Origin of the sequence: Vreelandella zhaodongensis, from assembly GCF_013415115.1 — a bacterium.
Classification (GTDB): Bacteria; Pseudomonadota; Gammaproteobacteria; order Pseudomonadales; family Halomonadaceae; genus Vreelandella; species Vreelandella zhaodongensis.
The window spans coordinates 88654-100313 of the sequence record NZ_JACCDD010000002.1; the positions used below are offsets into that span (position 1 = coordinate 88654).

Below are 11660 nucleotides of genomic sequence, written 5' to 3' on the forward strand. Positions count from 1 at the left end.
ATGAGTGACATTCGGATTGTGATCGCGGACGACAGCCAACTAGCACGCGATGTGCTGCGCAACATCCTCACCCGCGATGGCGACATTGAGATTGTGGGTGAAGCCAGCAACGGGCGCGAAGCGGTGGAACTTGCCCGCCGCTTATCGCCGCAGTTGATCACGATGGATCTGAATATGCCGATAATGGACGGTCTCAGCGCCATTGAAGAGATCATGCATACGAAGGGTATACCGATTCTGGTTGTCAGCGACCGCTCTGATGCCGAGACCGCGTACCGTGCTATCGATGTGGGCGCTCTAGAGGTCATGCAAAAACCCACACTTGATGACGAAGACGCAGAACGACTGCTCGCGCGTGTTCGATTACTTTCAGGGGTGGCGGTGATTACTCGGCTGCGCCGTCGTACCACTTCAGCCATGCCAACAGCACCGGTGAACTCACCCGCTGCTTACCACCGTCATACGCCCAGAGCTTTTCAGCGTATTGTTGCTATTGCGTGCTCCACCGGTGGGCCACAGGCGCTCGCTTACCTGCTTAGCAAGCTCCCAGCCGACTTTCCCGCACCGGTCGTGATTGCCCAGCATATCAGCCATGGATTTATTGAAGGCATGGCAACATGGTTGGCATCTCTTTGTTCGCTGCCGGTTCGCGTTGCACAGCATGGCGAACCCCTGAAGCCGGGCTGTATTTATTTATCTCCATCGGAAAGCAACCTGCATGTCACCTGCTCCCACCGCCTTCAACTGCAGCAAGGTCCAGAGAACGCGCTTTACCACCCCAGCTGTGATGCGCTGCTGACTAGCGTTGCTGACGTTTATGGCGCGGATGCGATTGGCGTTATTTTAACGGGCATGGGCCGTGACGGCGTTACCGGCATGCGTGCTATACATTTGGCAGGGGGCTGCACCTTAGCTCAAAACGAAGCCAGCTCTGTTATTTATGGTATGAATCAAGAAGCCGTCAACGCAGGTGTGGTTCAGCATATATGCTCGCTTGATAAACTACCCAGCAAGCTCATCTGTAAAGCCAATGATCTCCCCTCACCGGCTAGGCCAACGCCGTTATGAGTCCGTTAGAACCGTTTAAGCGACTTGTTCATAGGCGTTGCGGCTTACACTTGGAAGGCCTCGCAGAAGACCGTCTTGTGAAAGCAGTGAAAACGCTTCAGGCAGACACCCGTGTTACCAACACGACGTCACTTATTGCCCAGCTAGAGCAGAATGAAGCGATGTTTGATCGCTTTATCAGTCAGTTAACGGTAAATGAAACCTACTTCTACCGCGAGCCTGAAGCACTCAATTGGTTAGCCGATGTTCACCTACCCCAACGGCTAGCTGAAAAAGGGGCGCCACTGGCTATTTTCAGTGCCGGGTGTTCATCGGGTGAAGAGCCTTACAGCGTTGCTATTGCACTGTTTGAACGCTACGGCGAGCGAGCCAAGCAGCTGTTTCAAATCACCGGTGGCGACGTTGACCTGCAAGTAATTAGCAAAGCCCAAAAAGGCATTTACAGCGGCATGTCGTTTCGAGCACTAACCCCCACGCTCAAGCGTCAATATTTTCACCCCGAGGGCCGACGCTTCAGGTTAGATGAAGGGCTACGTCACTGGGTCACCTTTCGCGCGTTCAACGTACTGCAGCCAGAAACAGACGTTCTGGGGTCCTTCGACGTAATCCTGTTCCGTAACGTATCGATCTATTTTGACGAAGCCACACGCCGCGACATTCACCGACACCTGCAACAGCTACTAGCGCCAGGTGGTATTTTGCTGTGTGGTGTTACCGAAACGCTGGGCAACGACCTAGGTATCTTGGAACTGCAGCAAACCCAAGGCGTATTTTATTTCCGTGAAAGTGCATCACCACACGTGCTACCCGTCGACGATGGGCGATACGAAAAACACGATCAGTTGCCAGGCCCCTTGCTGGAACAGCCTGTCGTTATCCCTGTAACTGAACACGCTGAAAGCGCTGACAGTCCTAGCAGCAGCGAAGCAACCTCGTTTGACGACGCACTGCTCTATGCTCATCAGCTCCTGAACCAGAACGCGTTTTCAGAGGCGGCGGCGTTACTCGATGACCTTTTAGCACGTCAGCCCTGGAGCGTGGACGCCCTGCTGTTAGCAGGAGTAGTCGCTCGCTGGCAGCATAAGTTTGAAGAGGCATATGACTGTTTTAAGCGAGCCATTTATGTCGCCCCCGAGTGCTGGCCTGCCCACTTCTTTCAGGCAGAGATTTTTCGTTTGGGCGAACTGACCGATGCTCCAGCACAACGACAGCGTGGTTACACCGCGGTCATCCGCCTATTGGAGGCATCAAAACAGGCCGATGGCGGTTTAAGTGTGATCACATCGCCTATTCCTCCAGGCGATGCCTACTTCCTGGCAACCCGCTATCTCGATACACAGCCTGCCACACAGGGAGTGGGCTAATGGCACTGGACATACAACGCTTTATTCAGCGCTTTATTGAGGAAGCCGCGGACCACCTACCCCGCTTGCGCGAAGGTGTGGAAGCTTTGGAACAAGGCGACACCCACCCCGAAAGAGTCAACGAACTGTTTCGTGCCGCCCATACGCTGAAAGGCTCCTCGCGTATGTTAAAACTTACGCCGATTACCGCCGTTGCCCACAGTACAGAGGAGCTATTGAGCGCACTACGCGACGGCACACAAACCGCCACGCCGGATATCACAGGCCTACTTAACCAGGCCACAGATGCGCTGTCGGATCTCGTCAACCGACTTGCCCAAGGCGCCTCTTCAGCGGAACTGCCCGATGCAGACGCTCAACTCTGCCTTGCGCTTGAAAATGCTGCCACAGGAAAGCCACTGCCCACTGCTCAGCCGCCTTCAGCAGTCGCTGATGACTCCGCAGGTATTGAAAAGACCGCTGCCACACCGCCAACACCCCAGCAGCCTGCTCCCCAGGAGTTGCGTTTAAACGACACCGTACGGGTACGTCTCGACCGCCTAGATGACGTTATTCGCCTGATGGGCGAAGTGTTATCAGGGCATCACCATTTGCACTCTCTGGTAGAGCAGGCACGGTTGCTAGGCGTTTCATTACCCGCAGACCGGCAGGCACCTTTTAACGCCTTTAGCCGCGAGCTGAAAGACAGCGTTCTCTCCCAAGACGGATTAATGAGCGACCTTCATGACCGAGCGCTGCAGATGCGCATGTTGCCACTGAGTGTTGTATTTGATCCCTTGTCACAAATGGCAAGAGACTTAGCTAACTCTCTGGGAAAGCAGGTTCACTGCCGCGTTCACGGCAGTGAGATTGAGCTTGACCGCCAGATGATAGATCGACTGTCCGACCCATTAATTCATCTATTGCGTAACGCATTAGATCACGGACTGGAAACACCCGATGAACGTCAGGCAGCGGGCAAACCTATACGGGGACAGTTATCGCTAGAGGCATGGCAAGACGGCAGTTGGGTAGTGATTGAAATGCGCGATGACGGCGCAGGTATTTCCTTAGCAACCGTTCGACAAAAGGCTCTCACAAAGCAGCTACTTAGCGAAGAGCAACTACTGACCCTAACCGAGCAGGAAACCTTAGAGCTTATTTTCCTACCCGGTTTCTCAACCAAGCCCCTGATTACCGACTTTTCGGGCCGAGGTGTGGGGATGGATGTGGTCAAACGTACGGTCATTGATGAGTTAAACGGTGACTTACGTTTAACCAGCCATTTAGGCAAGGGCACTAGTTTTACCTTACGGCTACCTTTATCGCTGGCCATGATGCGCGTTTTGTTGGTTAAGGTGGGTAATGTCACATTGGGCGTAACTGCTCCCTATGTATCTGAGCTTGTCGAGCACCCATCAGAGAGCTTTATTGACGCAGCCGGACAACAAACACTGATCTTGCGTAACGAATTTGTGCCGGTTGTATCACTCGCGGAATTAGTCGGGCTGCCCCCCTCAAACGTCAGCCAAGGCAACTTACTATTACTTGTCGTACATCAGCGACATCAAAAGCTGGCACTCATTATTGATGCGCTGGTAGATGAGCGCGATATGGTGATCAAGCCACTGCCGACCCATTTACGCCACTTGCCGATGGTATGCGGAATGGTGACCCAGGGCCGCAATACACTGGTCAGCCTATTACATGTGCCCACGCTGCTTGAGCACTCCCGTCGCCATACGCCGCGAGTTCAGGATACATCTGATCAGCCTCCCCGAGCGCACCGCATACTCGTGGTTGATGATTCGCTGAATACTCGAGAAATTGAAAAAGATGTGCTGGAAGCCTGGGGATATCAGGTTACCTTGGCAGAAAATGGCCGTGATGGACTCAATAAAGCCCTGACCGACTCGTTTGATGCCGTGCTGACAGATGTTGAAATGCCTGTCATGGATGGCTTTGCGCTTACCGCGAGTCTGCGCGAAAATGAGCAGTACCGTTATAAGCCAATTATCATTATTACGTCACGGGAGAAAGAAGCTGATCGCCGACGTGGCATCGAGGTAGGTGCCGATGCTTATATTGTCAAAGGTAGCTTTGATCAGAACAACCTTGTTGACACACTGAAAGCCTTATTAGGGTAAGCCCGCTCTATTCACGGAGGTTAATCATGAAAATACTGGTCGTAGACGACGACCCCTTAGCCTGTGAAATGACGGCTGCCCTGCTAGCGTTTCAAGGCTATACAACGATCATGGCCAATGATGCCATGGAAGCAACGCAGCAACTGGATAGCGAGGATGATATCGCGCTTATTATCAGCGACATGCACATGCCGCTCATTAACGGCATTGAGTTGCTAGAAATGCTGCGTGAACAGGGTGTTACACTGCCGTTTATTTTACTTACTGGCGACTCCCCTGATACAACCCTTATTCAAACCCTCGGCTTGAGCGCCTGTCTACAAAAGGATGCGGAGCTAGAGTCCACGCTAAGCAATGCCGTGGCTCAAGCGCTCAACGGATGAACGTATGCAATCGTTCGCCCACATGAACAGGTAGCCTGATGTCACCATCTGCCCCGTCGCTGCACGAAAAGTTGAACCAGCTGCGCCAACGTTTTATTGAGCAGCTACCATCACGCTTACAGAACGCTACTGCACAGTGGCAGCAAAGCCGTCTGTCAGCGACAGAAGAGTCGCGCCTAGCACCAGAGCTACATCGCTTTTTTCATAGCCTAAAAGGGACTGGAAGATCGTTAGGCTTCGAGCGGATCGCCATGCTGGCAGACCAAGGGGAAGAGGCCCTCAACGCTCCATCCGCCCCTTCTCACTTGGAAGGTCTTATCCAGCAAACTTTTCAGCAGCTCAGCGAGGAAATCCAGCGTCTTCAATCCCAACATGGCCAGCAACAAGCGTTGTCATCGCAGAATTGCGTCGAGTTTGCAGACACTCCCCAGCCACGCAGTAAGCGACAGCGGCTTATCTATTTATGCGACGACGAGCCCGATCAAGTTAGCCAGTTACTGCATCACCTACGCTGTTTTGGCCATGAAGTGGTGCACTTTGAGAACACAGAGTCGTTTTTTAATGCGGTGATCTCCCGCAGGCCCGATGCCATCATCATGGATGTGCAATTCCCCCAGGGCAACACCGCAGGCACCGAAACGCTAGCGAGCCTGAACAAGCTAACCGGCGCGCGATTGCCTTCTATTGTGCTATCCGCTCATGGCGATTTTTATTCCCGCTTAAGTGCCGTACGTGCTGGCTGCAGCGGGTACTTTACCAAGCCGGTTAAACCGCTGGATTTGATGCTCGCCATCGATGAGCTAACTACCCCGCTGGATGAAGAACCTCTGCGTGTTTTGGTTATCGATGACGATACAGATGCCGCCGCTTACCATGCCTTGATACTGGAAGAGGCAGGGATGACTGTTCACCAAGTCAACCACCCTGAGGAAGCGCTAAATGCCTTAGAGCGCTTTAATCCCGACCTACTGCTCATCGATATGTACATGCCGGTGTGCTCAGGGGAGGAGCTGGCAACGATTATTCGCCAGCAAACTGCGCACATCGGTCTACCCATCATTTATCTATCCAGTGAAACAGACAGCCAGAAGCAGCTCTCTGCCATGACCGCAGGTGTGGAAGCCTTTATCACTAAGCCCGTCACCCCCCATGAGCTGGTGTCTGCGGTAAGGCTTCGCGCCGAACGCTTACATCTTTTGCGCTCTCTCATGACCCAAGACAGCATGACAGGGCTTTATAACCATAGCACTACCACTGACTTGATCGGCAAAACGCTTGCCCAGGCCCACCGCGACGGCAGCCAACACGCTATGGCCATGCTCGATATCGACCATTTCAAAATGGTCAACGATACCCACGGACACCTTGCCGGTGATCAAGTCATCATCACCCTGGCACGGCTACTAAAAACCCGTCTGCGTATATCTGACATTATTGGGCGGTATGGCGGTGAAGAGTTCGTCGTACTCCTTAAAGGAACAACCGATGAGCGGGCGGCTGAGCTTATCGACGCGTTACGACATGACTTCGAACAGGTGGACTTTCACGCAGGTGACGGGCACTTCCGCTGCACGTTTAGTGCAGGGATCAGCAGTTTTCCAACCCAGCCTTCCACCGAGTCTCTGCGTTTAAGCGCAGATAAAGCGCTCTACCTCGCAAAACATCAAGGCCGTAATCAAGTAGTGATCAGTCAAGACTACCGCTTGGAACAACCTGTCCCTGAAAAGCGTGTTCCAGAAAAATATGATCTAGAAAGACAAGACGCAGACAAGCATGGCGCGAATAAACAATGACAGACTACTCGCAGCAAAACAGTGAGACTCAGCGCATTTCGCTAGATGAGGCGTTAGCGCACCAAAGTGACGACCTCTCGATTATTGATGTTGATGAGCCTTGCCAGCAGCTGGTGCTATTTCGTATAGCGAATCAAAGGTTTGCCTTACCTGGTAGCGCCGTGAATGAGATTTTGAGCGGTGATCAACCCGTTTATTTTGTGCCGGGGCTGCCAGCGTCTACCGAAGGGGTGATTCACCTACGCGGCAACATTGAGTCCGTTATTACCCTACAGGCGCTGCTGGATCTTCCCCCTACAGAGCAAACGGGCATGCTGCTATTAGTGACTGCCGCAGGCATCCGCAGCGCCATTCGCATCGATTATCTCGATGATGTTTGCGACACGCCTGTCAGTGCACTAAAACCCGCGCCAGACACGCTTTCCAGCCAGCTCAAGCCTTACGTGAGCGCACTCTGGCAGCCTGAAACAACGTTTGATGAGGAGGTAAGCGACGCCACTGGAGACAATACTGAAGTGCCTTCTGCGCACAACAGGGCGGCGACTGTGCTACTAAACCCAGAGGCCTTATTTAACGCGTATCAGCAAGGCTTAGGATGAGTCATGGTGAATGACGCACATAAGCACATGTCTGAATCGACTTCTTATATCGCGTTAGTGCTGTTTAAAGTTGGCCAAACACTGGCGGCTATTGAAGCACACCACGTAGTTGGGCTGGCAAGCAGTGCCACCATGCAGCGCTTCACTGATGCTGAATGCCTTTTGCTCAACACCCAAGACATCAGCGTGCTGCCTAGCAACTGGCTTACACTTCAAGACGCTCAAGGCCCTTGGCAATTAGGCGTCACCGGAGAGGTCGTATTAACACACGTACCGATCTCGGAGCTGTTTCCTTTACCGTCATTGATTGCCGCGCGGCATGCGAGTCCGGCGCTGCGAGGCATGACGCTAAGAGACAAAACCCTATGCTTGCTGTTTGACGGGGCAGCACTCAGCCCAAAGAACTAAACACTGCCGCCCACCGCCTAATCACCGTCACACTTAATGCTGTAACCAAAGACAGCGTATTGCCACGCCTTTTTCTACCTGCTGGTGCGGATCAATCACTGCTAATGCATGCGCATTAATACACGACGACAGAACACCCGAGTTTTGGTCTTCAAACGCATCGGCAATGATGCCTTCTTCACTAAAGCGCAGCGCAACACGCATATAGTGCTGGCGAGGCCCTGTACTTGTGGTGAAATTAGCCGTGGCCGTCAGGGCGGGCAAGGCGCTCAACGTCGGGCAACCAAGTAACGCTCCCATCAACGGCCGCAAAAACAGCCAAGCGCCCACAAACCCGGAGACTGGGTTCCCTGGCAGCCCGACAAAGCGTGCGTTACTGCCGTCTTCACGCAGCAAACGGCCCAGCGCTAACGGCTTACCTGGGCGAATGGCCAGCTTCCACATATCCAATTGACCCAGCGACTCCAGCGCGGCCTTGACGTGATCCTCTTCGCCAACGCTGACTCCACCGGTGCTGACAACCACGTCAGCGGCTGTCGCAGCTTGGGTTAATAGCGCAACGGTTTGGGCATAATCGTCAGGTACACTGACCAGCTGCACCACTTCAGCACCAAAGTTTTCCAGCAGCCGCTTGAGCATCGGCCGGTTGGAGTTATAGAGCTGGCCAGGCTTGAGCGGCGTGCCTGGATCGATGATCTCGTCGCCGGTCGACAGTAGCGCGACTCGCGGCCGACAGCGCACGCTAACCTGGGTAACCCCTTGGCCAGCCAAATGCCCCAACGCAGCGGCTTCCAGGCGATCACCAATGTTCAGCAGTAAATCTCCACGGCAGACATCACGACCCTGGCGGCGCACATTGTCACCCACTGGAATGTCCGCAGGGATCAGCGCACGTTTACCGTCGCTCTCTACCCGCTCTTGCATCACCACGCAATCAGCGCCAGGAGGAATCTCACCGCCGGTAAAAATACGCGCGCAGCTGCCTTCCACCAGCGGCACAGCAGGGCTACCCGCAGCAATACGCTGGCTAATGGGCAGCCACTTGCCCGCATCACTGGCACGTAGGGCATAGCCATCCATCGCACTATTATCAAATGGCGGCACGTCCACCTGCGCCGTAATGGCGTCGGCCAACACACGGCCAGCAGCGGCATCAAGCGGAACACACTCAGCGCCGAGATGATGGACGTCTGTTAACAGCGCTTCAAGCGCGACACGTATTGGCTGCAGCTCAGCCATGCTGCCCCCGGCCTGGGATGACGAGGTTGGCAAAGTTGCAGGGCTTGTGTCGGCTATCGAGTTGCTCCGCCAGAATACCATCCCAGCCGGTGCGGCAAGCGCCGGTTGAGCCTGGCAGACAGAACACCACCGTGGCATTGGCAAGGCCGCCTAACGCGCGGCTTTGGATGGTCGAACTACCAATTTCATCGCCGCTCAGTTGGCGAAAGCGTTCGCCAAACCCTTCGATGCGTTTGTCCAGCAGCACCGATACCGCCTCAGGCGTCGAGTCACGCCCTGTAAAGCCGGTGCCACCGGTGGTGATCACCACCTGTACGTTGGTGTCAGCAATCCATTGGGCGACGACCGCGCGGATGTGATAAACGTCATCAGCCACAATGCGCTTTTCGGCCAGCGTATGACCTGCTTCGGTTAGACGCTGCACTAGCGTTTGGCCCGAGCGGTCGGTCTCCTCAGTACGTGTATCGGATACGGTCAACACCGCTACTTTCAAGGATTCCATGCTGTCCATGGGCTTACTCCTTGGCTGTTTTCTGAGCTTGGCGGGCATCTAGTGCCGCCATCTGCTCGGGCGTTGCGGCACTCTGGTAGTGAGCTTTCCATTCGCTGTAGGGCATTCCATAGACATATTCCCGGGCAGCGTCATAGTCCAGCGTTTCACCCTGTTCGTCTGCCGCCGTTACGAGCCATTTAGACAGGCAGTTACGACAGAAATCGGCAAGGATCATCAGGTCGATATTTTGCACATCCTTGTTATTGTCCAAATGCTTCAACAAGCGACGAAAGGCGGCAGCTTCCAGTTCTGTTCGCGTAGATGGGTCTAACTCATTAAACGATGACATGTCCGTTCCTTTCATAATGTGTTTGTAGCCGCAGCATAACAAAAGACACCGCCCGGAGGCGGTGTCGAGGGACATTTAAGCAAACCGGCTAGCTGGGTTTGCTAGCGGAAGCATCACCACTGCTATTGCTTTTTAGCGCAGCGATTTCCTCTTCACTCATGGCTTGATCTTTGACTTCTTCGTACCACAAATTGTGGTGCTCTTTGGCCCATGTTTCATCCACATAACCGGTGGTCATAGCTTCCAACGAGCCTTCCGTACCGATAGTGCCAATATAGATATGGCCTAACGCAACTGCCGTTAACCCCAGCGCACCTACCGCATGGATAATATTCGCCCACTGCATGGTGTCACGGCTCTGGCCATAGTTAGGAAAGTCGAGCACAAAGCCACTTGCTACTACCACCAGCCCGACGGTGGCCAACAGCCAGTACCAAGCCTTCTCACCACCATTGGCAAAACCTGCATCAGGATGATGCTTGCCCGTTAGGCCTCCGGCCTTTTTAAACCACACCCAGTCATGCTTCTTAGGAATATTGTCTTTCAGCAAACTGATTAACAACACAACGAGCAGCACACCGAATAGCGGGCCTAGGTAGTTATGCAGCACTTTGGAAGCCGAGATCATCCACGCCCAGACGGCGTCGCCAAACAGCGTGCGGAACACAAACTTACCAAATAGCAGATTTAGCCCCGTTAGCGCCAGCACGATAAATAACGATGCCACCGTCCAGTGAAGCGAACGCATTAGCAGCGACCAGCGAAAAAGCTTACGCCCCGTGCGCGGCTCATCGAGATGTTTGCGCCCAACAATAAAGTAGAACAGCGCAATCACCACGATCATTCCACCAATCGCAATCAAACCAAACGGCGACACCCAACGGTTACGGATCTGTCGCCAAGTTTCACCACTCGCATTGATCAGGTTGTAGTTACTATCAAAGCGCGAATCTCGATAATTCGGCCCCGTTTCTCCGCTACGCACCTGACGCCACTGCTCGGCACTGATACCAGGAGCCGCAGTTGCCATTTCACGGTCAGTGTCTGCTTGTGCATCGGCTAGCGGAGCCATGCCAAGGCTGGCGACAAGCAGTAGCAACAAGATGCCCATACGCCAACCGCGTTGGAAAACGTTCCTTAACCAGGGTGGCCGTTCAGACCTCTGTGATGTCATGGTTATTGTTGTCATGACGCGCCTCCTCACCCTTTACGGGCAGCATCGTAGGCAAGGTTGTCAGTACTGGCCTGGGGATTATTCGACCAAGCACCATCTTTATGGCCGCGATGCACGACACGCTGGCGGAAGATATCGGCGACATCCTGCGCGTCGCCAGCCAGTAGCGCTTTGGTGGAACACATTTCTGCACACAGTGGCAGCTTGCCTTCCGCGATGCGATTAGAGCCGTACTTTTGATACTCCTCTTCTTTGCTTTCTGCAGGCCCACCCGCACAGAACGTGCACTTGTCCATTTTTCCGCGCTCGCCAAACGCATTCTGTTTCGGGAACTGAGGTGCGCCAAACGGGCAAGCGTAGAGACAGTAGCCGCAACCAATACAGAGATCCTTATCGTGCAGCACAATACCGTCATCGGTTTTGTAAAAGCAGTCCGTTGGGCAAACCGCCATACAGGGCGCGTCGTCGCAATGCATACAGGCAACCGAGATCGACATTTCATCCGCTTCGCCGTCATTGAGTGTTACCACTCGACGGCGCTGGATTCCCCACTCGACATCATTGGCATTTTTACAGGCAGTGACGCAGCCGTTGCACTCGATGCAGCGCTCGGCATCACACATAAATTTCATTTGAGCCATGGTGTTCTCCTTTCACCAGCGCA

Annotated in this window: 12 protein-coding genes; 7 read left to right on the plus strand and 5 right to left on the minus strand. The window is 53.9% G+C overall.

Features of this window, described 5'->3' with window-relative positions:
* Genes cheB through HZS79_RS03920 form a run of 7 tightly spaced genes read left to right on the plus strand, consistent with a single transcriptional unit; the run spans position 1 to position 7741 of the window.
* Entirely contained in the window at positions 1-1068 is a 1068-nt protein-coding gene (gene cheB / locus HZS79_RS03890) for a chemotaxis-specific protein-glutamate methyltransferase CheB (protein WP_179927097.1), read from the plus strand.
* Positions 1065-2432 (plus strand): CheR family methyltransferase, encoded by a 1368-nt coding sequence (locus HZS79_RS03895; protein ID WP_179927098.1) that lies wholly within the window; start codon positions 1065-1067, stop codon positions 2430-2432. Before cheB ends, HZS79_RS03895 begins: the two co-directional genes overlap by 4 nt.
* Positions 2432-4558 (plus strand): hybrid sensor histidine kinase/response regulator, encoded by a 2127-nt coding sequence (locus HZS79_RS03900; RefSeq protein ID WP_179927099.1) that lies wholly within the window; start codon positions 2432-2434, stop codon positions 4556-4558. The genes HZS79_RS03895 and HZS79_RS03900 overlap by 1 nt, the downstream gene beginning before the upstream one ends.
* 26 nt (positions 4559-4584) lie before the next feature.
* Positions 4585-4941 carry a response regulator gene (locus HZS79_RS03905; protein ID WP_162217149.1) on the plus strand — a complete coding sequence of 119 codons (357 nt, stop codon included), beginning with the start codon at positions 4585-4587 and terminating at the stop codon, positions 4939-4941.
* A 38-nt stretch (positions 4942-4979) separates the two neighbouring features.
* Entirely contained in the window at positions 4980-6734 is a 1755-nt protein-coding gene (locus HZS79_RS03910; RefSeq protein WP_179927100.1) for a diguanylate cyclase, read from the plus strand.
* Positions 6731-7333 carry a chemotaxis protein CheW gene (locus tag HZS79_RS03915; protein ID WP_162217147.1) on the plus strand — a complete coding sequence of 201 codons (603 nt, stop codon included), beginning with the start codon at positions 6731-6733 and terminating at the stop codon, positions 7331-7333. Before HZS79_RS03910 ends, HZS79_RS03915 begins: the two co-directional genes overlap by 4 nt.
* A 3-nt stretch (positions 7334-7336) precedes the next feature.
* On the plus strand, positions 7337-7741 hold the full coding sequence (locus HZS79_RS03920; protein ID WP_162217146.1) for a hypothetical protein: 405 nt from the start codon (positions 7337-7339) through the stop codon (positions 7739-7741).
* Between the two features lie 33 nt (positions 7742-7774).
* Here the strand turns inward: HZS79_RS03920 and HZS79_RS03925 are convergent, their stop codons facing one another.
* The 5 genes from HZS79_RS03925 to fdh3B all read right to left on the minus strand — a co-directional run bounded on the left by HZS79_RS03925 (position 7775) and on the right by fdh3B (position 11637).
* Entirely contained in the window at positions 7775-8980 is a 1206-nt protein-coding gene (locus tag HZS79_RS03925) for a molybdopterin molybdotransferase MoeA (RefSeq protein WP_179927101.1), read from the minus strand.
* On the minus strand, positions 8973-9491 hold the full coding sequence (gene moaB, locus HZS79_RS03930) for a molybdenum cofactor biosynthesis protein B (protein ID WP_162217144.1): 519 nt from the start codon (positions 9489-9491) through the stop codon (positions 8973-8975). Before moaB ends, HZS79_RS03925 begins: the two co-directional genes overlap by 8 nt.
* Positions 9492-9495: 4 nt before the next feature.
* On the minus strand, positions 9496-9822 hold the full coding sequence (locus tag HZS79_RS03935; RefSeq protein WP_162217143.1) for a DUF1244 domain-containing protein: 327 nt from the start codon (positions 9820-9822) through the stop codon (positions 9496-9498).
* 88 nt (positions 9823-9910) lie between these two features.
* Positions 9911-10933 carry a formate dehydrogenase subunit gamma gene (locus HZS79_RS03940; RefSeq protein ID WP_238401359.1) on the minus strand — a complete coding sequence of 341 codons (1023 nt, stop codon included), beginning with the start codon at positions 10931-10933 and terminating at the stop codon, positions 9911-9913.
* A gap of 89 nt (positions 10934-11022) precedes the next feature.
* Positions 11023-11637, minus strand: coding sequence for a formate dehydrogenase FDH3 subunit beta (gene fdh3B, locus HZS79_RS03945; protein ID WP_162217141.1), 615 nt, complete (start codon positions 11635-11637; stop codon positions 11023-11025).
* Between the last annotated feature and the right edge of the window lie 23 nt (positions 11638-11660).

What these genes read in the sequence shown, in the direction of transcription:
- HZS79_RS03940 (WP_238401359.1), bottom strand. Translation starts at nt 10,933, where the DNA reads ATGGGCATCTTGTTGCTACTGCTTGTCGCCAGCCTTGGCATGGCTCCG.
- HZS79_RS03915 (WP_162217147.1), top strand. Translation starts at nt 6,731, where the DNA reads ATGACAGACTACTCGCAGCAAAACAGTGAGACTCAGCGCATTTCGCTA.
- HZS79_RS03900 (WP_179927099.1), top strand. Translation starts at nt 2,432, where the DNA reads ATGGCACTGGACATACAACGCTTTATTCAGCGCTTTATTGAGGAAGCC.
- cheB (WP_179927097.1), top strand. Translation starts at nt 1, where the DNA reads ATGAGTGACATTCGGATTGTGATCGCGGACGACAGCCAACTAGCACGC.
- HZS79_RS03935 (WP_162217143.1), bottom strand. Translation starts at nt 9,822, where the DNA reads ATGTCATCGTTTAATGAGTTAGACCCATCTACGCGAACAGAACTGGAA.
- fdh3B (WP_162217141.1), bottom strand. Translation starts at nt 11,637, where the DNA reads ATGGCTCAAATGAAATTTATGTGTGATGCCGAGCGCTGCATCGAGTGC.
- HZS79_RS03905 (WP_162217149.1), top strand. Translation starts at nt 4,585, where the DNA reads ATGAAAATACTGGTCGTAGACGACGACCCCTTAGCCTGTGAAATGACG.
- HZS79_RS03910 (WP_179927100.1), top strand. Translation starts at nt 4,980, where the DNA reads ATGTCACCATCTGCCCCGTCGCTGCACGAAAAGTTGAACCAGCTGCGC.
- HZS79_RS03925 (WP_179927101.1), bottom strand. Translation starts at nt 8,980, where the DNA reads ATGGCTGAGCTGCAGCCAATACGTGTCGCGCTTGAAGCGCTGTTAACA.
- moaB (WP_162217144.1), bottom strand. Translation starts at nt 9,491, where the DNA reads ATGGACAGCATGGAATCCTTGAAAGTAGCGGTGTTGACCGTATCCGAT.
- HZS79_RS03895 (WP_179927098.1), top strand. Translation starts at nt 1,065, where the DNA reads ATGAGTCCGTTAGAACCGTTTAAGCGACTTGTTCATAGGCGTTGCGGC.
- HZS79_RS03920 (WP_162217146.1), top strand. Translation starts at nt 7,337, where the DNA reads ATGGTGAATGACGCACATAAGCACATGTCTGAATCGACTTCTTATATC.